Source organism: Aridibaculum aurantiacum (genome assembly GCF_017355875.1).
GTDB lineage: Bacteria > Bacteroidota > Bacteroidia > Chitinophagales > Chitinophagaceae > Segetibacter > Segetibacter aurantiacus.
The window spans coordinates 409,595-430,009 of the sequence record NZ_JAFEWC010000001.1 but is presented as its reverse complement, the minus strand read 5'-3'; the positions used below and the strand labels follow the sequence as shown (position 1 = coordinate 430,009).

17 protein-coding genes are annotated in these 20,415 nt (G+C 44.2%); 9 read left to right on the top strand and 8 right to left on the bottom strand.

The annotated features are described in order from the left end of the window. Positions 1–20 precede the first annotated feature (20 nt). From J4N22_RS01820 to J4N22_RS01800, 5 genes are all read right to left on the bottom strand, one after another. Entirely contained in the window at positions 21–845 is an 825-nt protein-coding gene (locus J4N22_RS01820) for a rhomboid family intramembrane serine protease (protein ID WP_207492001.1), read from the bottom strand. Between the two features lie 34 nt (positions 846–879). Next, complete coding sequence (gene rlmD / locus J4N22_RS01815; RefSeq protein ID WP_207492000.1) at positions 880–2,277, bottom strand: 23S rRNA (uracil(1939)-C(5))-methyltransferase RlmD; 1,398 nt, start codon at positions 2,275–2,277, stop codon at positions 880–882. A gap of 126 nt (positions 2,278–2,403) precedes the next feature. Further along, positions 2,404–5,676 (bottom strand): amidohydrolase family protein, encoded by a 3,273-nt coding sequence (locus tag J4N22_RS01810; RefSeq protein ID WP_207491999.1) that lies wholly within the window; start codon positions 5,674–5,676, stop codon positions 2,404–2,406. Positions 5,677–5,817: 141 nt separating this feature from the next. Then, positions 5,818–6,219 (bottom strand): hypothetical protein, encoded by a 402-nt coding sequence (locus J4N22_RS01805; protein WP_207491998.1) that lies wholly within the window; start codon positions 6,217–6,219, stop codon positions 5,818–5,820. 96 nt (positions 6,220–6,315) lie between these two features. Beyond that, a complete protein-coding gene (locus tag J4N22_RS01800; protein ID WP_207491997.1) occupies positions 6,316–8,088 on the bottom strand; it encodes a DUF885 domain-containing protein in 1,773 nt (590 codons plus the stop codon). 803 nt (positions 8,089–8,891) lie between these two features. Between J4N22_RS01800 and tnpA the strand changes: the two genes are divergently transcribed. The 3 genes from tnpA to murA all read left to right on the top strand — a co-directional run bounded on the left by tnpA (position 8,892) and on the right by murA (position 11,650). Next, positions 8,892–9,374 carry an IS200/IS605 family transposase gene (gene tnpA, locus J4N22_RS01795; RefSeq protein ID WP_207491996.1) on the top strand — a complete coding sequence of 161 codons (483 nt, stop codon included), beginning with the start codon at positions 8,892–8,894 and terminating at the stop codon, positions 9,372–9,374. Between the two features lie 207 nt (positions 9,375–9,581). Next, positions 9,582–10,343: a DUF4290 domain-containing protein gene (locus J4N22_RS01790; protein ID WP_207491995.1), complete on the top strand. Its 762-nt coding sequence runs from the start codon at positions 9,582–9,584 to the stop codon at positions 10,341–10,343. Next, positions 10,343–11,650, top strand: coding sequence for a UDP-N-acetylglucosamine 1-carboxyvinyltransferase (gene murA / locus J4N22_RS01785; protein ID WP_207491994.1), 1,308 nt, complete (start codon positions 10,343–10,345; stop codon positions 11,648–11,650). Before J4N22_RS01790 ends, murA begins: the two co-directional genes overlap by 1 nt. 45 nt (positions 11,651–11,695) lie before the next feature. On the opposite strand, the gene J4N22_RS01780 is transcribed toward murA, so the two are convergent. After that, entirely contained in the window at positions 11,696–12,658 is a 963-nt protein-coding gene (locus J4N22_RS01780; protein WP_207491993.1) for a YihY/virulence factor BrkB family protein, read from the bottom strand. A 244-nt stretch (positions 12,659–12,902) separates the two neighbouring features. Between J4N22_RS01780 and J4N22_RS01775 the strand changes: the two genes are divergently transcribed. Further along, positions 12,903–15,122 carry a catalase gene (locus J4N22_RS01775; protein WP_207491992.1) on the top strand — a complete coding sequence of 740 codons (2,220 nt, stop codon included), beginning with the start codon at positions 12,903–12,905 and terminating at the stop codon, positions 15,120–15,122. Between the two features lie 343 nt (positions 15,123–15,465). Here J4N22_RS01775 and J4N22_RS01770 read toward each other — a convergent pair whose 3' ends face one another. After that, a complete protein-coding gene (locus J4N22_RS01770) occupies positions 15,466–15,660 on the bottom strand; it encodes a hypothetical protein (protein ID WP_207491991.1) in 195 nt (64 codons plus the stop codon). A gap of 152 nt (positions 15,661–15,812) precedes the next feature. Here J4N22_RS01770 and J4N22_RS01765 point away from each other — a divergent pair, with 152 nt between their 5' ends. Then, positions 15,813–16,475, top strand: coding sequence for a DUF2238 domain-containing protein (locus tag J4N22_RS01765; RefSeq protein WP_207491990.1), 663 nt, complete (start codon positions 15,813–15,815; stop codon positions 16,473–16,475). A 4-nt stretch (positions 16,476–16,479) separates the two neighbouring features. Here the strand turns inward: J4N22_RS01765 and J4N22_RS01760 are convergent, their stop codons facing one another. Further along, positions 16,480–17,568 carry a metallophosphoesterase gene (locus J4N22_RS01760; RefSeq protein WP_207491989.1) on the bottom strand — a complete coding sequence of 363 codons (1,089 nt, stop codon included), beginning with the start codon at positions 17,566–17,568 and terminating at the stop codon, positions 16,480–16,482. 94 nt (positions 17,569–17,662) lie between these two features. On the opposite strand from J4N22_RS01760, the gene J4N22_RS01755 reads away from it, so the two are divergent. From J4N22_RS01755 to J4N22_RS01740, 4 genes are all read left to right on the top strand, one after another. Beyond that, positions 17,663–18,790, top strand: a complete 1,128-nt coding sequence (locus J4N22_RS01755) for a glycosyltransferase family 4 protein (protein WP_207491988.1) — start codon at positions 17,663–17,665, stop codon at positions 18,788–18,790. Positions 18,791–18,864: 74 nt separating this feature from the next. Continuing rightward, positions 18,865–19,215, top strand: a complete 351-nt coding sequence (gldC, locus tag J4N22_RS01750) for a gliding motility protein GldC (protein WP_207491987.1) — start codon at positions 18,865–18,867, stop codon at positions 19,213–19,215. Positions 19,216–19,286: 71 nt separating this feature from the next. Beyond that, entirely contained in the window at positions 19,287–19,739 is a 453-nt protein-coding gene (locus J4N22_RS01745) for a GatB/YqeY domain-containing protein (RefSeq protein ID WP_207491986.1), read from the top strand. A gap of 48 nt (positions 19,740–19,787) precedes the next feature. Further along, the gene (locus J4N22_RS01740; protein ID WP_207491985.1) at positions 19,788–20,330 is read left to right on the top strand and encodes a CvpA family protein; all 543 of its coding nucleotides are present in this window, start codon (positions 19,788–19,790) and stop codon (positions 20,328–20,330) included. The last annotated feature ends 85 nt before the right edge of the window (positions 20,331–20,415 follow it).

Below are 20,415 nucleotides of genomic sequence, written 5' to 3'. Positions count from 1 at the left end.
TGTTTTAGTATCCTTCTAATTTAGTAAAATTTCCGCCTGTTCTTCTTGTTCCAGGTAAGCACCAATAAAAATCCTACCAATCCACCTCCTATATGCGCCCACCGTGCTATGTTATCGCCTTCCTGGTTCATAATGGCGAGCACCAGTTCGCGGCCAAAATAGAAAAGTCCGAACCATTTTACTTTTATTGGAAACAGGAAGTATAGGTATAGGTATGTGTTGGGAAACAAAAATAGAAAGGCAGCCATCACACCCGATACAGCGCCGCTAGCTCCTACTGTAGGCACACTAAGGCGCGCATAGGTATATTCATTTACATACGATACCGCAGACTGCAGGTAAAGCGGGTTCGAAGGATTGGAAACATAATTACTCAATACTTCTCTACTTCCAGAGAAACGGAAAAGATTGTAGTCGTTAAAAAACGCGCTGATCTTACCCGGGCTTGGGTTTTCTTTTATCCGCATGTACTGGTTTAGCAGCTCATTAAAGTCGAACCACAAGAAGGTAAGGTGCAACAAGCCTGCACCAATGCCACAGATAAAATAGAATGTAAGAAAACGTTTCGGTCCCCACAGGTTTTCCAGCACCGACCCAAACATCCAAAGCATGAACATATTCCAAAACAGGTGGAAGAAGTCCGCATGCATGAAAATATGCGTAACGATCTGCCATGGCTGAAACAGCGGCGATTTCACATGATGCAAAGCCAGCACATCCACCATATTGAAGAGGTCGCTACTGCCAATGCTATTTTTTGCCAGGAAAAAAAGTAAGTTGATGATAAGCAGGTTCTTGATAACGATAGGCAATATCTCGAACCGGCTGGGTCTGAATTCGGTCATAATTATTTCAGTAACAAATGTACGCCTCCAAAAGTTAGCGAAGTTTTAGTTGCACCACGTTCTCAATGTGCAGGGTATGCGGAAACATATCTACAGGCTGCACCTTCGTAACCACATATTTCTCATCGAGTAACGCAAGGTCGCGTGCCTGCGTAGCAGGGTTACAACTCACATAAACTATGGTTGGCGCTGCTATTTCCAGCAACTTCTTTACCAGCTTTTCGTGCATACCAGCCCGAGGCGGGTCAGTGATAACCACATCTGGTTTGCCGTGCGCTTCAAAGAAGGCTTCATCCACTATGTCAATAACATCACCTGCAAAAAAAGATGCATCTGTTAGCTCGTTCAAAGCAGCATTTTCTTTAGCATCGGCAATGGCATCTTCTATCACTTCTACACCTACTATTTTTTTAGCCTGCTTACTTACAAAAATTCCAATGCTGCCTGTACCGCAGTATAGGTCGTACACCACCTGGCTGCCATCTAGTTCAGCATATTCGCGGGTAACCTGGTACAGTTTCTCCCCTTGCCGTGTATTGGTTTGAAAAAATGATTTAGGTGATATTTTAAAAGAATAATCTTCCAGCTTTTCGATAATGAAACCTTTGCCGGTGTATACCTGTGGCTCCAGGTCGTACAGGCTATCGTTCTTTTTGGGGTTAATGGTATACAACAAAGTCGTGATCTCGGGGAACCCATTCTTGATCCATTCGAGCAGCGGGAATAAAGCCTCATCCTCGTAACCTACCACAAGGTTCACCATCAGTTCGCCTGTGGTAGCCAGGCGCACCTGCAGGTTGCGCAGAAATCCGTGGTGCTGGCGAATGTCGTAATGTGTAAGTCCATGTTCTTTGGCATATTCAGCAATACCATTGCGCAGCCTGTTGGTAGGTTCGCTTTGTAAGTGGCATTGAACAATAGGAACTACTTTATCAAAAAATCCACGTGCATGAAAACCAGCCACATTCTCATCACCTGATATGGAAGCATCATTTAGCTCACCAGGTAATAAGTAACGCTTATTAGCAAAAGTGTATTCCATCTTATTGCGATATTCACGTGTTTCATGCGCACCAATGATAGGTTGTATTTCAGGAAGCTGAATGCGTGCAATGCGCTGCAGGTTGTCTACTACCTGCTGCTGTTTGTATTCCAGTTGCTTTGCATACGGCAGCATTTGCCATTGGCAGCCACCACATACGCCAAAGTGTTGGCAAAACGGCTTCACCCGCAGGTCGCTGTATTTATGAAATTGAAGGGCAACACCTTCACCCCAATCCTTCTTATTCTTTTTTAGTAGTACATCCACCTCGTCACCGGGAATAGTGTTCTCAACAAAGATTACCTTACCATCTACCCGCGCCAACGACTGCCCTTCTGCAGCATATTTTTCCAGCACTACATTCTGCAGTACCACCTTTTTTCGTCTCATGCGGCAAAAGTAGGTAATGGGCAGGTTTTGAATTGTGAAAAGAGAAAGTGCGGTTTTCCTAAAAAAAGAAAGAGCGGCAGATGATAATTGCCGCTCTTAATGTTGATGATTCAATGTTATAAAGCCTTAATGGCTTTCGCAACACTTATGCATTGTAGGTCCTTCAGCATGTTCATGCCAGTTGAAGAAGGTTGCTGTCCTGCTATTTTCCCACCAGAACTTTGGACGTGGCTTGTTTGCATTTCCAATCTCATTCATGGTTTCAGCATCGTACAGTCTTCCATTCACCATCACTTGGCTGATGCTTTCAGTATTCAGCAGGTTTTCCAATGGGTTCTTGTCCATCACTATAAGATCTGCAAATTTGCCTGCTTCCAAAGATCCGATCCAATTGTCGAGACCAAGGCTTTCTGCGCTACTCAATGTTGCTGAACGCAGTGCCTGGTGGTTGCTCATTCCGCCTTGTCCTAGCATCCATGTTTCCCAATGTGCTCCCAGTCCTTGCAGCTGACCATGTGCTCCCATGTTTACTTTCACGCCTTCATCTGCCAAACGCTTTGCGCTCTGCGAAATCAGGATGTGGCCGTTCTGGTATTCTTCATCTGGAACCATGGTGCGGTGGCGGCTACGGGTGTCGATAACACTACGTGGTGTAAAACGCAGAAGTCTTTCTTTCTCCCAAACATTGGTTTTCTGGTACCAGTAATATTCGCCGTTCAACCCACCATAGTTCACAATGAGGGTTGGCGTATACCCTGTTTTGGAATTTTTCCAAAGGTTGATAACATCAGCATACAACGGCGCCACCGGGATATTGTGCTCAATGGTAGTATGACCATCCAGGATCATGCTCATGTTGTGAAAGAAGAATGAACCACCTTCAGGCACTACTTCCATCCCCAATTCACGCGCTGCTTTTATGATCATTTGGCGCTGATCGCGGCGAGGCTGGTTGTAGCTTTTCACACTAAATGCACCGTAAGCACGAGACCTGCGTAATGCACTTCGTGCGTCATCCAATGTATTGATAACTGCTTTAAAATCTCCTTCTGCACCATACAATATAGTACCTGTAGAGAATACTCTTGGTCCTACTACTTCACCTGCTTTTATCAGCTCACTTTGCGCAAAAACCATTTCGCTGTTTGCTGATGGATCGTGCATAGTGGTAACACCATAAGCAAGGTTGGCATAGTAAGGCCAGTGTTGTTTTGGTGTAAGTCCATAGCGGAAATGTGCACCATGCGCATGCGCATCTACCATACCCGGCATGATGGTCTTGCCGGCTGCGTCAATGATTTTTGCGCCAGCAGGAATAGTTACATTCTTTCCAATTGCTTTTATCAGGTTGCCTTCTACTACCACTGTTCCTCCTTCTATAACTTCATTGCCTTTCATGGTAATGATACGGGCATTGGTGAAGGCGATGGTGCCAGTTGGTTTATCGGTTTTTACTGAAAGACCAACAGTTACCCCTTTTTCAGGAATAACAAATGCGCTGTCCGGACGACCTGCAATGAATTCAAAACGATCTTCAAGATTGATGGTGTAGTACTGGTTTCCGAGGGTGTAATACAACTTCTTGCTATCGCCGCTCCAGTGCAGGTTGATGCCGGCATCTTTACTTACCAGCTTAACAGGAAAATCAGCTGTGCTGCTGCCGAGGTCGATGGTTCTACCTGTTTGCGGGAAAGCTGCAACGTATACCTGGTGCAGGTCAACAAAAGCTACCCACTGCTCATTTGGCGAAAGGATAAACCTGCTGCCATAGGTGCTCTTGATATGTGTACGTTCTTCATTACCGTTCAGGTTGTAACTGCCAAGGTTTTTAACAGGACCGCCAAACAACAAACCACCGGTGCGGTAGTAAATGCGGTCGCCTTTAGCATTGAACGTTGGATATTCTCCTTTGGAGTTCACAAATGTTGCTTTACCACCGTTTGCAGGAATCGTGTATACACCAGGTTGGGTAGTAAAAGAATGCCCCATATCTTCATTGCCATTCTCCCGGTTGAAAACAATAAGATTACCATCGGGCGAGAAAGACGGCGCACGATAAATGCCTTTGTCTGTTGTCAGGCGAATAGGATTGCCGCGGTTTGGATCAACTTTATAAATAGCACCCGTTTCATCATCATTCCATGAAACATACACCAGCCATTTTCCATCTGCAGAAAAAGAGGGTTCAAACTCAAAGTGGTTGCTTTTGGTGATACGTTGCGGTGTGCCATTTGGCAGTTGCTTTTTCCATAAATAACCAACAGCATTAAACACCAGCATCTTTCCATCAGGTGATGTGATAGCATGGCGAAGCACGTTAGGACTAAAAGTATCTGGATTTAGATCCTGCTTTGTGCGTACCGCATCATAAATTCGGTGAGTAGCATTTACAGTAAAAGGAATAACAGTGGCTTGCTTTGGCTGCTTTACATCCACGCGGTTGATCTTACCATTAGCCCAGATAATGATCGATTGATTATCGGGTGCCCATGCATAGCCGGGATAGCTGCCGAAGATGGTCCAAGCTTCCTGCTGGTCTTTTGATAAGCTGTCGTAGATCGGCCACTCTTCACCTGTCTGCACATCGCGCAGGTATAGCACCGACTTGGTGCGTACGCGTTTAACAAAAGCCAGCAGCTTACCATCTCTTGAAAGTCGTGGAGTAGCAGCGCCGCCTGGTCCGCCTGTTACTGTTTCTATTGTTCCTTTTTCTCTATCAAAGCGGCGTACAGCGAATATCTGGTTGTTAGGGTCTTTATTATATTGAAAATTGCCACCGGGATACATGTCTTCGCTATAGTAAACATAGCGGCCATCGGGTGAAACGATAGGTTCATTTACATCCTGCTGGTCGTTCTTTTTTTGCGTTAGCTGCAAACCACCACCACCACTGGTGTGATACATCCAGATTTCGCCGGCACCTAACGAGCGGGTGGAAGTAAAGTGCTTACGAGCTACAATGTATTGTCCATCGGGTGTCCATGCAGCATTGTTCAGCAGTCGGAAAGTTTCCTTTGTCACCTGCTTTGCATTGCTGCCATCGCGGTTCATGATCCAGATGTTATCACCGCCTCCGGCATCACTTGTAAATAATATCTTGCTTCCATCAGGACTGTACCTTGGCTGAACTTCAAAAGGAACACCGGTACGCAAAGGACGAGCTGTGCCTCCAGCTACAGGCATGGTATAAATATCACCCAGCAGATCGAAAACGATATCTTTTCCGTCAGGAGATACATCAAGGTTCATCCATGTTCCTTCATCAAGCGTGAAGGAAACTTCTTTAAAAGTACCGTCGGGGTTGGCAACATCCCACTTCTTCTTATCATCTTTTTTTTCTTGCGCTACAGCAAACAAAGCAATAATGCTCGCAGGCAGCAATAACAACCATTTCTTCATATGTTTTAGTTGAATGAGGGAAGATAAAGATTAGTTAGTTACTCGAAATAAAGGAGCAGGAAGAGCAAGTTTCGCTTATGTATAAATGTGTCTGCTCCAGTTTACAAATAAATAAGGCACTCTTTCAAGTGCCTCATTATTTCAAGATTTTTTTTCCAGTGCCATCCTAATGCAGAAAATAGCGAGGAGAAATGTCATTGGTGTAAAAATGATTGCCTCAATCTTATTTTCAGCGAAGATATTTCCAATGGTATTCAGAGTGAACAAGCCAACCATCAGCCAAAGCAAAATATTAATGATGCGCTCGTTCATTTGCTTGATAAGCCATCCTGCTTTGGTGGCCACAATTGAAATCATCACCAGGTTGATGAGGATGGAAGTTGTTTCAAACTGCACCATCTGTTGGTGGTTAGTTAGCCTTCCTCCCCACACAATGCCAAACGGTATAACACCTGTAATTACCAGGATGTGGAATAAAATGATAAGAGATAAGATGGTCACTGTACTGTAGACAGCAGTTCTGAAGCTTAGGAGTTGTTTCATAATGTGCAAAAGTAAATACATGTATAGATCGGCAGCACCAACTGCTTTTCCGTTCATACAATAGCTGCTATTAAAACTTAGCTAATGCTGCTGCAACTACTTCTTGTTGACATTTGCCCATCTATCCATTTTTCTTTCCAGTACGTCCAGTGGCATTACACCATCTTTGAGTAATTCATCATGATAAGCTGAAAGATTGAACTTCTGACCCAGTTGCTGTTGATACTTATTTCTTAAATCCCAAATCTTCAATGAACCTATTTTATAACTAATTGCCTGTGCAGGTATAGCCATATATCTTTCTATTTCTGCTGTTGCGCCCTGTTCACTGATGGCTTCATTGTCCATCATGTATTTGATGGCTTGCTCTCTTGTCCAGCCTTTGGTGTGTAAGCCTACGTCCACCACCAGTCTTATTGCCCGGTGTATTTCATCGCCCAGAGCACCCATGTACTGGTAAGGGTCGGTATATAAACCCAATTCTTTTCCTAAGCTTTCGGTGTAGAGCGCCCAGCCTTCGCCGTAGGCGCCATACCAGGCAAAGCGCCTGAACTTAGGCAGGCTCTCGTTTTCCTGCTGCAGCGATATCTGGTAGTGATGCCCGGGAATAGCTTCATGTAAAAAGAGGCTCTCCATGCCGCTGGTGGTGTTGTAAGTTTTAGCATCTACTATGGGCACATAGAAAATGCCGGGGCGGCTTCCATCAGGAGATCCCTGGTTATATTCAGCACTTGCACTGGCAGCTCTGAACGCCTCAGTCTGCCTGATCTCAAAAGGTGTTTTAGGTGTGCGTCCAAACATCTTCTGCAGGTTAGGATCAATGCGGGTTTGAATGGCACGAAAAGCACTCAGAACCTCTTCCGCATTATTATAAGGCATGAACTGTTTGTCGGTACGCATGTACTCAAAAAAAGCATTCAGATCTCCTTTGAAACCAACTGCATTCTTCACGCTATCCATCTGCTGCCTGATACGCTGCACTTCTGCAAGGCCGGTGTTATAAATTTCATCAGGGGTTTTGTTGGTGGTGGTCCAGTAGCGGATCAGGTAGTTGTAGTATTCCTTTCCTCCGGGCAAAGCAGAGATGCCACTAGTAGTTCTTGCTTTTGGCAAATATTCATTTTGCAGAAAATCAGCCAGCCTGGTATATGCTGGCACCAACTGCTGTGATATAAGCTGGCGATATGCGCTATCCAACCTATCCTTATCTGCACCGGTGATGCTTGCAGGCAACTTCCTGATAGGTCCATAGAATAAACTGGCGGTGTCGTTGATGGTTATCATCGACCGCATCTGCGGGATCATTTTTACCACTAGTGATTTCGGTAGTACAAATCCTTCTGCTATACCTTTCCTGAAATAGACGATGGCACTGTCGGCCCATGCTGGAAACTTACTTGCTCTTTGCAGCCAGTTGTCATAGTCTTGTATGGTTTTGAATGGCTGGTTGCCATCGCCGCTGCCTAGCTGGCCCATGGTGAGTGGCAGTCCCCAAAACTGCTGGAATGGGATGCGGTTATCAGGTTGCTGCAGGCCTTCCAGGCTCATCTCCATCTCGCGTTTGAAAATGTCGTAGCTCAGTTGGTCGTTGTTGTTAAGCTCCTCCCGGTTGAATTTGGTAACCTCCTGGAGGTAGCTGTTGTAAAAGTTGCGGAGCGTGTCGCGGAAGCTTTGGGTAAAATCAATGTTCAGTCGGTTGTTGTAGCGGTTGTCGCCATTTTGAGTGGCTTCCAAAGGAAATAGTTTCAGCCGTTCCTGGTAGTAACGTTCAAGGAGCGCTGGTAGTTCGTTTCCTGCCGATGATTGATTATTGGTGTTGCTGCACGCCATTGCAGTGGCAATGCATACGAGGATTAGCAAGTATTTCATTTAATAAAAATAGAGAATAGGAGGAAAAGTATTGGGTGATGCGAAGGAATGGTTTAGCAAGTCAATCTAATTTGAGATGCCCATTAACAGGCTTGGGCTATGCCCAAGGAACATTTGCACATTCTACCTGCTACAAACGGTGTTGGGCCATGCCCAACTTTTTCCGCAACACAATAATTGGTTTCATTTTGAAACTCTCCAAATGCGCATAGCGCATACCCGTTTGTAGAAAGAGCATATGAAGTGTTATTGTTGGGCGTAGCCCAACCCTTGATGAATTAAAATTTACAGGCTTGGGCTCCGCCCAAGAAACATTTGCACATTCTATCTGCTACAAACGGTGTTGGGCCATGCCCAACTTTTTCCGCAACACAATAATTGGTTTCATTTTGAAACTCTCCAAATGCGCATAGCGCATACCCATTTGTAGAATGGTTTTGGCGGGATTTAATATTGGCGTAGCCCAACCCTTTTTTCATACTCATCTTTACCTGAAAGGATTGGGCTACGCCCAATCATGGTTCCGTTTGCCTGCGTATATCTACAAACGGTGTTGGGCGCTGCCCAACAATTTCCTTCCAAAAGTCTACCAAACACTATACAAGATTTGGTGTTGATCAATCAAATGCGCATCGCGCATTCCTACTTGTAGAATGGTGTTGGCGGGATTAACTGTTGGGCGTAGCCCAACCCTTTTTTAGTTGTTTTTCCTGAAAGCATTGGGCGCTGCTCAACGTATACCGCAATCCACCACTATAAAAAGATCAACAAATATTTTATCTTATTGCTCTCAACCTTTTCTTATGCCAAATACTTATACGCAGCTTTATATTCAACTGGTCTTTGCTGTTCAAGGAAGGCAAAATCTAATTGCTAAACAACACAGGCAAACGATACACAAATATGTAACACAGGTTGTACAGGCGGATGGTAACAAGATGCTAGCAGTGTACTGCATGCCGGATCACCTGCACATGCTGGTAGGACTTAATCCTGAAGTTTCAATCTCTAACCTTGTTTTGGATGTAAAGCGGGCAACGACAAACTTCATCAATAGAGATCACATTATTGGCAACCATTTTCACTGGCAGAAAGGTTATGGAGCTTTTAGTTACTCTCGTTCTTCAATCAATTCTGTTGTTCAGTACATACTGAACCAGGAACAACATCATCAAAAAATTACATTTCATGAAGAATACATCCAGTTTCTAAAAAAGTATAACGTACAGTATGATGAAAAGTACTTGTTTGAGTTTTATGATGAGGCTTCAATCACCGATCTATAAAAGTATCCAACCACCCCGCCCCTTCACCAATAGCCGAAACTACCTTCAGCCGTACAAGTGTGCGACGCAACAAATGTTGAAGAGGGAACCTCTGCCGGCTACCAAAAAACAATCCGCATTGGCACGGTTTTGCTGGCTGGGCAAGGGTTTGATAATATTGGCGGCAGTAGTAAATCGTTTCCTACATTTGCCATTCAACTTTTTTAGATGGAATATAATACGCAGCGCAACCATTTGACGATGAAGGAATATGGTCGTCATATTCAGCGAATGGTAGAACACGTGCTGACAATAGAAGATAGGCAAAAGCGCCAGCAACAGGCGCAGGTTGTCATTGAACTGATGGGTACGCTTAATCCTCACCTGAAGAATGTGGAGGATTTCAGGCATATGTTATGGGATCACCTGTTTTTTGTAAGTGATTTTAAACTGGATGTGGATAGCCCATATCCTAAGCCTACCAAAGAAACTTATAAGGTAAAACCGGACCCGCTTCCTTATCCTAAGCGCAAGCCGCGTTACAGTCACCTGGGTAAGAACCTGGAACTGGTAATTGACAAAGCACTGAAAGAAGAGAATTCGGAAAAGCGCGCTGGCTTTGCTAACTCCATAGCTTACTACATGAAGCTGGCTTACAGCAATTGGCATAAAGAACTGGTTCATGATGATGGAATTCGTGCAGAACTGAACATCATCACCAATGGTCAGCTTGAGTTTGACAGCACTCCATTTGTGAAACATTACCGAACTGTAGAAGGCCGCGACAACCGTGGCGGTGGCTATGGCGATAACCGCTTTAAACGCAACAACAATGGCGGTGGCCAGTTTCAGCGCAACAACCGCGGCGGTGGTGGCGGAAATGCCGGAGGCGGCGGAAGAGACAACCGTGGCGGTGGTGGAAATGCAGGCGGTGGCGGTAATAGAGATAATCGCAACAACAAATTTGGCGGCAATAAAAAACGTTTTTAGTGGCGAAGTTTGAAGTAACCGGCGGAAGAAAATTATCAGGCACTATTGTGCCGCAAGGGGCAAAGAACGAAGCACTTCAAATAATTGCAGCAGTACTGCTTACCCCTGAACAAGTAACAATTACCAACATTCCCGACATCATAGATGTAAACCTGCTGATAGAGATATTGCAGGAGATGAATGTGAAGGTGGAAAGACCTACGCGTGATACTTGTATTTTCAAGGCTGACGAAGTAGATGTGGATTATCTTGGCTCTGATGCTTTTCATAAGAAGAGCGGCAAGCTGAGAGGATCTGTAATGTTTGCCGGTCCTATGTTGGCGCGCTATCGAAAAGCTTTCTTACCTAAACCAGGTGGCGATAAAATTGGTCGCCGCAGGTTGGATACACATATACTTGGCTTTGAAAAAATGGGTGCACAATTTGACCTGACGGACAAACATGGCGCCTATACACTTACTGCACCAAACGGCCTCACCGGAACTTATATGTTGCTGGATGAGCCTTCCGTAACAGGAACTGCCAACCTGGTGATGGCTGCTGTAATGGCCAAAGGAACTACTACCATATACAATGCAGCATGCGAACCTTACCTGCAGCAACTGTGCAGGATGATGGTAAGGATGGGCGCTAAGATCAGTGGCATTGGCAGCAATATGCTGATAATAGAAGGTGTAGAATACCTTACAGGCACCACGCATCGTATGCTGCCCGACATGATAGAAGTAGGCAGCTTTATAGGTCTTGCTGCGATGACACAAAGCGAGATCACCATAAAGGATGCAGGCGTAGAGCACCTGGGTGTTATTCCTGAAAAGTTTCAGCAACTGGGCATTAAGCTCGAAATACGTGGCGATGATATCTATATTCCTTCGCAGGAGAGTTATGAAATAGCCACCTTTCTAGACGGCTCTGTTCTTACCATTTACGATCATCCATGGCCTGGTTTCACTCCTGACCTGTTGAGTATCGTTTTGGTAGTTGCTACACAGGCAAAAGGTAGTGTGCTTATTCATCAGAAAATGTTTGAGAGCCGCTTGTTCTTTGTAGATAAACTGATGGAAATGGGTGCGCAAATCATTCTTTGCGATCCGCACCGTGCTACCGTGATAGGCTTAGGGCGTAAGCACCCGCTACGCGGCATTAGCATGACCAGTCCTGATATACGTGCAGGTGTTGCTCTTTTAATAGCAGCGCTGAGTGCCGATGGAAAAAGTATTATTCAGAACATTAACCAGATAGACCGCGGCTACCAGTACATAGATGAGCGACTGAATGCGCTGGGCGCGGAGATAAAGCGAGTATAAAATTTCATCTACCGTAGTCAATATTAGTACGGTAGATTTTTTACATTAAGCTTTACTACTCTCAGTTTCACCAGGCTCATCAACCTTTTCTTCCTGTGCTTCTTTCACCTTCTCCGGATCGTATTTATAAGCATGTGATCCCGCTTCTATTGGCTCTTCTATATGCAGTGCATATTGCCTGGTAAAACAGGCGCCAAAGTATAAGATGAATGAGGAGTAAAAAACAAACAGCAGCAGTAGCACAATAGATGCTGATGTACCGAAGATGGAAGACAATTCTCCAAACGGAAGCATACGTGGTATAACCGCTTTTCCTATTGTAAATAAGATACCTGTTACAAAACCACCCGTGATCACAACACGCCATGTTGGGTTAGCATCTGGTAGTAGCTTCAGCAGGATGCTGAACCAAATGGTTACAATCACCACCGAGATGATCTTATTCAATATCCTGTTTACCAGCGATCCTGCGCCAGGTGATACTTCGTTCAGGTAATCTCCCAGTAAGCTTTGTACGCCTTCGGCCATGGTATTAGTAATGAAAAGTATTCCTGCTAAAAGAATGATGACCATAGAAACGCCACGCTTTGCAAGATTGGCTTTCATTTTTCCTTTGGTATCCATCCTGATATTCCACAATTGATTAAGTGAATCTTTGATCACTTTAAAAAGTGTAGTAGCCACAAACATCAGGAAAACAAACCCGCCAATGGTGATCCACCAGTTTTGTGCTTTGGATTTAAAACCCAGGAAAGTCCGTTTGATCTGGCCACTGCTTTCTGTGCCCAACACACCGGCAATTCTTTCAAAAAACCGGTCCCCCAGGTGCTCCATATTGAAGATGAGGCCAAATACCTGTACCATTATAATAAGAATAGGAGGAAGCGCAAAAGTGGTAAAGAAAGCCGTAGCAGCTGCCATCCGCAAAGGGTCATTTTCTTTAAGAACACCAAGCGCTTCTTTTGATAATGAAATCCACGTCTTTACTTTCTGCTTTCTTTTTCCCATGTATATTTTGCTGCGGCCAAAACTAAGGCAGTATTCATTGAGATAAAAATCCTTCACATATTCAGCCTATTATACCTCATGCTGCAGAAGAAGTAGGTATAGTTTTTATGCTCCTGAAGAGCAGCCTTCAACGCACATCCCTGCTCCACATTTCATTCTGTTGCGCTTTTTTAAAAGCAGAATGTATAGGCTGATCTGAATCCTGGACAACCAAACATTTTCACTTAAAAAATTTTTGACAGCTATGGAAAAAAAAGACAAAAAACAGGTTACTCCACCAGACACTTCCTCTATCCCTTTCAATGAAAACACCAAAGACATCCAGCTGGAACATTTTCGTGAAGAAGGTGCTGGACAATTTATGACCTCTGACCAGGGTGTGCGGCTAAACGATGTTGATAATTCGCTAACCGCTGGCGATCGTGGGCCAACCCTGATGGAGGATTTCCTGTTTCGCGAAAGGATGACTCACCTGGACCATGAATCAATACCTGAAAGAGTGGTGCATGCTCGTGGCTCTGGTGCTCATGGCTATTTCCAGCCTTATGAGTCTATGGCAGAATTTACCAAAGCTAAATTCCTGCAAGATCCAAATGTGAGGACACCTGTGTTTGTTCGTTTTTCTACCGTGGTAGGCTCAAGAGGTTCGGCAGATACTGTACGTGACGTGAGGGGTTTTGCAACGAAATTCTATACAGAAGATGGAAATTTCGACTTGGTAGGAAACAACATGGCGCCTTTCTTCATACAGGATGGTATCAAGTTTCCCGATCTCGTGCATGCCATTAAACCCATGCCGGATAATGAAATACCGCAGGCTTCAGCGGCGCATGATACATTTTGGGATTTCGCCTCACTTATGCCTGAAACTGCGCATATGCTGATGTGGGTGCTTAGTGATCGTGCCCTGCCTCGCAGCTTTAGAATGATGGAAGGTTTTGGTGTACACACCTTCAAGTGGATCAATAAAGCCGGCAAAGCATTTTTTGTAAAGTACCACTGGCGGCCCCTGCTGGGCGTGCATTCGCTGGTATTCGACGAGGCGCTGAAACTGGCAGGTAAAGATCCTGACTGGTTACGCAGGGACCTATGGGAGGCCATAGAAATGGGCAATTATCCAGAGTACGAACTATGTGTGCAACTGGTAGATGAAAAGGATGAGCACAAATTTGATTTTGACTTGCTGGATGCTACCAAGATTATACCTGAAGAACTGGTGCCGCTGCGCAAAGTAGGTAAGATGGTACTGAACCGAAACCCGGATAACTTTTTCGCAGAAACGGAGCAGGTGGCATTTCACCCGGGCCACGTGGTGGCAGGCATTGATGTAACAAACGACCCGCTGCTACAGGCGCGCCTCTTCTCTTACCTGGATACGCAGATCAATAGGTTCAACAGCTCGAACTTTAATGAAGTGCCGATCAACAGGCCGGTATGCCCCGTTCATAATTTCAATGGTGCCGGCTTTATGAAGCAAACCATCAACAAAGGAAAGGTGAACTACTTCCCTAACTCCATCAACAACGGCCATCCCAAAATGGCATCTGAGGAAGAGAATGGTTATATACACCACCAGGAAAAAGTAGACGGACATAAGATACGCAAGCGCAGCAAAAGTTTTGAAGATCACTTTAGCCAGGCAAAACTGTTCTGGAACAGTATGAGCAAAGTAGAGCAAAAGCATATTGTGGAAGCCTTGCACTTTGAACTTGGAAAAGTGGAGCGGAAAGAGATAAGGCAGCGGATGGTGAATGATATTTTGAACAACATTAGCCACGAGCTGGCTACGCTGGTGGCAAAAGGAATAGGAGTAAGTGCACCAGATGGAGCTATCATGGGTTCGGTAAAAGATCTGACTGAATCAACTAAAGACAAAGTGGTAAATGCTGTTACACCAGGCACTACTATCCAGGATTCGCCGGCACTTAGCCAGGAACGAAATAAGAAACCAAATGGTATAAAGACGCGCCAGGTGGCTATACTGATAGATGAAGGATACGATTATGACCAGGTGATGGCTTTAAAAGATGTGCTGAAGCAGCAGGGAGCGCAGACGAAGATTGTTTCCATGTTTTTGGGTATGCTAAAAAGCGCCGATGGCAGGGAAATGGAAGTTGATAAAAGCCATATCACAACAGCCTCTGTTATGTACGATGCCATTTACATACCCGGCGGTGAAAAGAGCGTGAAGGCAATGAAGGAACAGGGAGATGTAAAACATTTTATCAATGAGGCCTTTAAGCATGCAAAGCCAATAGCAGCAGCGGCAGAAGCTATAGAGCTGTTGGAGATGAGTGAAATGAAGGGGGTTGATTTCTCTAAAGATGAATCTGTAAAAGAGTCAATGGGAGTGGTAACATTGAGTAAAGGTGACTGGAGCAGCCTCGCAACGGAATTTGTAGCCGCTATAGCGCAGCACCGCTTTTGGGAACGCGAAGCAGGCAAGGCAGAAGTTGCAGCCTAGTTTATGCTATAAGTTTAATGCAAAGAAGCGGCTTTATGGCCGCTTCTTTTTTATTCAAGGTTTTCAATATAATACTGTGCATCGGGAACTACTTAACTAGCGTCAAGAGACTCATCTATAACACATAGAGACATAGGAACATTAGGTAGCATAGAAAATCTCTGCAACCGGGTTGCCTACTTCAAGACTTGACTATGAATGATAAGCAATAAAGAGGCAAAGGAGTAGACATAGGTACTTGTTGTCAGGATTACAAGGTGATGTAGATAATTAGAATAATTACAAGCTACCCTACTCGTACTTCGTACTTCATATTTTGTAATTCGTATCTCCAACCTCTTATTTACACCGACCTGTCTTTGGTGTTATTCAGTAATCCTACACCTGTGAAAAAGAAGATGCCGCCAAGAATACCGAGTGTAGCAACCAGCCGAACATTGGTAGAACCCGATTTACTGGTAACAAAAGAATATGCAGCCGCAATTAAGCCTGCTATGCCCAGCACGGTTAGTATAATCCCAAACATCTTTTTCTCCATGTGAAATGTTTTGTTACCTGTTGCAAACCTTGCGCCGTGAAAAAGTCCAGATCCTATCTTCCACTTTACCCGGCCGCTCATGCACGTTTTTATTAAAAAACGCGTTGTATTTACACAACAATTATTTTGTGTACTCAATCAACCCATAACTGATGCCTTTTTCAATAGCTATTTCAAGCTACCGTACTCCCTTCGCAAAGAATATCTGGATCAAATTGTTCATGCTCCTGTTTGGTGCTGTATGGGCCAACTCGCTGGTAGGAAGCACAGACTATGCAAACTGGATACTTGAGAATATCCTTGTTTTTCTTTTCCTGGCTTTCGTATGCGGCACTTACCGAAAGTTCCAGTTCAGCGATCTTACTTACCTGCTTATTTGCATTTACCTGTGCCTGCATGTATATGGTTCAAAATATACTTATGCAGAAAATCCCTTTGGCTTTTACCTGCAGGATGTATTCAATATGTCGCGCAATCACTATGACCGGATTGTTCACTTTAGCTTTGGTTTTTTGCTGGCCTACCCAATGCGTGAGATGTTTTTGAAATGGCTGAAGTTTCCACGGTGGGTTGCATGGATGTTGCCGATTGAGATCACGCTTTCCATCAGTGGATTTTATGAACTGATAGAATGGGCTGTTGCTGATGTATTTTTCAAAGCACAGGGAGATGCATACCTGGGTACGCAAGGCGACATTTGGGATGCACAAAAAGATATAGCACTTGCTTTTGCAGGCGCCATACTTGCCACCACTATTGTATCGCTTATTAAGAAGGTGTTCAACATAAAAGAACAAGGCGAAACCATTGCCTAATAAGCTACTTATTTACAAGCGCCGCTAGTTCCATTTGCTCCAGCACCGTACGTTGATGGATGTTGTTCTCGCAACTCCATTTGATGAGCCTGATGCTACCTTCGGCAATCTCAATACCTGTGATGCTGCCATCTTCAAAACAGCAACAGCCTGTGTTGAAATAAGAAGGCTTATGATCGGCAAAGTCCGGCACCGTTTCACCTTCGCTTCTACGCAATGCAATCTCGCCGCGCAGTTTTGCAATCAGAGCTTCGTCATGGGTAAGAATTGCTTGTCCCAGGTGTTTATACAGTCGCTCAAGGTGCGTGAGCGACTCAAATACAGGCTGGTGCGTATGACCGGTAATGAGCAGGATGTTCTTTATATTGGCTACCCATTCGTACATCAGCTTATTATGCTCGCTCTTTAGTGCACCATCATATGCCGGTGTATTTGGATTTGTACCCAAGTATGCCTGCAATGGCGCCCACACATAATAGATAAATGCTTTGCTAAACCAGTTGCCATCACTCATGGAGTCACCCTGGTGCCCGTGGGTAAGAAAGATATTTAGTTGCTCATCATTAACAGTGGTTTGTAAAATCAATCCCTCATATACCTTTAGCTTTTTGCCGTACATCTGTTCAAGGTAAAGTGGTGCAAACGGATCATTATCCCATAACAGATCGTGGTTACCAAAAACTTTGGTGAAACGATCAGCATGTACAAACAATCCTTCTTTGGTGAACGAAGGAACATTGTGCTTTTTCACCGAAAGAAATAGGTTTTCCCATAGCTCTTCTACATCACCCAGTGCTACCAAATGATAACCCCGTTCATAATAATGATCAAGCGCTGCCAGGTAAGTAGGTTCTGCTTTTGCAAAATCATCCGCTCCGTTTTTAGCTCCTTTATGATGATCAGAAAAAATTATGAAAGCATCAGAAGCAGGATCAAAATCTATTACAGGTCCTCGCTTTCCAGGATGGTGAAGGAGTTGATGGTACAGTTCTTTTAGCGCTTCGTGCACCCTTTCCTTTACAGGACGTGAAGCATGTTGATGTGCCCATCGCATTACCGGTCTTCTCAACCACGCCTGCAGCCATTTCCGCATCTGATGTATTTGTACTAAAGGTAAAAGATGATGAAATAAAGCTGTCATGATCTTCAGAATGTGACTGACATTCCTAAATCTTACTTTTGCGGCCATGCGGATAGCGGTCAATGCTCGTTTTTTGGTGGCGGGCGAACTAGAAGGTTATGGCTATTTTACTAAGGAAGTTTTTTACCGGGTTGCTCAGCAGCACCCTGAGCATGAGTTCCTGTTTTTATTTGACCGCGAAATTCCCACAAACCTTGCACTTCCTGCTAATGTAACGCCGCTTGTCATCAAACCTGCCGCACGTCATGCATTTAGCTTTCGCTGGTGGTTCGATGTAAAGGTGCCGCTGGCACTACTAAAGCATAAAGCAGATGTTTTTGTTAGCCCCGACGGATTTTGCAGCCTTACTACATTCAAGCCGCAGGTACTGGTAGTGCACGATCTTGCTTTTCTACATTTCCCGCGGTTCATCCCTAAGCATCATCTTTTCTTTTATAAAACCCACACCGGGAAGTTTTTACGTAAAGCAAAAGTGGTGGCCACTGTTTCTGAATTTTCTAAAGCAGACATCATCAAGAGGTATAAAACACCTGCAGAAAAAATTATAAATGTAGGTAGTGCGGCAAAAGCTGTTTTTAAACCTGTGGATTGGGAGCAACGTGAAGAAGTAAAAGAGAAATACGCGCAAGGGTTTGAATACTTCTTATTTGTTGGTGGTATTCATCCACGCAAAAACCTGCTGAACCTGCTAAAGGCTTTCTCCAATTTCAAAAAATGGCAGCGAACCAACATGAAGCTTTTGGTTGCCGGTAAAAAAGGTTGGATGTACGACGATACCCTTGGAAAATTAAAGACCTACAAATACCGCGATGAAGTGATATTGCTGGATTACCTGCCGGAAGAAGCACTGGCACAGGTGGTAGCGTCGGCGTATGCTGTAGTGTACCCAAGCTTTTTTGAAGGTTTTGGTGTACCAATAGTAGAAGCCATGCAGTGCGAAGTGCCGGTGCTCACATCAAACAGCAGTAGTATGCCTGAGGTAGGTGGCGATGCTGCCTTGTATGCAGATGCTGATAATCCCCAAGCCATTGCCGACAACATGCAGCGCATTTTTAAAGATGAAAAATTGCGCAGCAGCCTTATTGAAAAGGGAAAGGAGCAAGCAAGAAAATTTACATGGGATGCCACTGCTGACCTGATGTGGAATGCCATTGAAAAAGCTGTTTCAAAATAACTCTCCTATTTTTGCGGCGGTACAAAAATTGCCCAGTCAACAACATTTAAATTTTTATTTATAACTACCATACAATGTCGAAAAGTACAATCACCATAGATGTTCATTTAGATAGAGAAAAAGTGCCTGAAGGAATTACCTGGAGCGCATCGGACAGTACAGCGGAACAAGCACAAAAAGCCAAAGCAATGATGCTGGCATTTTGGGACGGCGCAGACAAAACTGCTTTGCGCGTAGATCTTTGGACCAAAGAAATGATGGTGGATGAAATGGCAGATTTTTTCTACCAGACTTTTGTAACCATGGCTGATACTTTTAATCGTGCTACACAACAAGCTGAACTTACAGCTGATATCAAGAATTTTGCAAAAGAATTCTACACCAAATTCCGCGACTCGCAGCTGCAGTCAAATAAACTGAGCTAGCCTTGAATGCCTGCTCTAACCGAATAGGTAATTGATCAAACATAATAATACCCTCTAAACATCCCATATATATGAACCTGGAACAAAAGGTAATGGCTGAAATGAAAGACGCCATGAAAGCAAAAGATGAAGCAGCATTAAGAAGTTTGCGTGCAGTAAAAGCAGCAATCATTTTAGCTAAAACATCGGAAGGCGCTGGTGGCGAACTTAAAGAAGAGGATGAAACCAAGCTGCTTCAAAAACTAGTAAAGCAGCGCCGCGACAGCCTTGACATTTACAAACAACAGAACCGCGAAGACCTTGCACAGAAAGAGCAGGAAGAAATAGCTGTTATAGAAAAATTTTTACCAGCACAACTAACTGAAGAAGAACTGAAAGCTGAAGTGCAGGCAGTGATAGCTGAAACCGGTGCAAGTTCGCCAGCAGATATGGGCAAGGTGATGGGTGCTGCTACTAAGAAATTAGCTGGTCGTGCTGATGGCAAAGCCATTTCTGCTGCAGTAAAAGAATTGTTGAGTAAGTAATACTAATAAAGGTTCGGGCGCTGGTTCAGTTCCCGGATCTATCTATTTATGATAATTGACATCATCTTCCTGTTCCTGGTGGTATTTGCCATCTTCAAAGGTTTTAGCCGGGGGCTTATTGTAGCTGTGTTTTCTTTTTTTGCCTTGATGATAGGTTTGGCAGCAGCGCTAAAGCTATCCGCTACGGTAGCTGCATCTCTGCAGGCAGATGCAGGTATCACCGGCAAGTGGTTGCCTATTTTGTCCTTCTTCCTGGTTTTTATTGGTGTGATGTTTTTAGTAAGAATAGGTGCAAGGATGGTGAAGAAAGCAGTAAGCATTGTGATGTTGGGCTGGGCAGATACACTTGGTGGTATCATCCTGTACGGAATGATCTACCTGCTGATCTATAGTGTTATTCTTTTTTATGCAGCCAATATTGGTCTTATTTCAGAAGAAACACAACAAGCATCTTCTACTTTTTCCATCATAGCGCCTTTTGGGCCAGCGGTAGTAGATGGCATTGGCTTGGTGTTACCTTTCTTCCGGGATATGTTTGCGCAGCTATCGGAATTCTTTGAAAATGTAAACGCCAAAGGGAGTGGCAAGTAGTAAAACAGCTATTTTAGCACAAATTCAACTATTTTAGCGTGAAGCAGTTAACACAGCAAACCTTGTAAAGCTGTTGAGAAAAGAT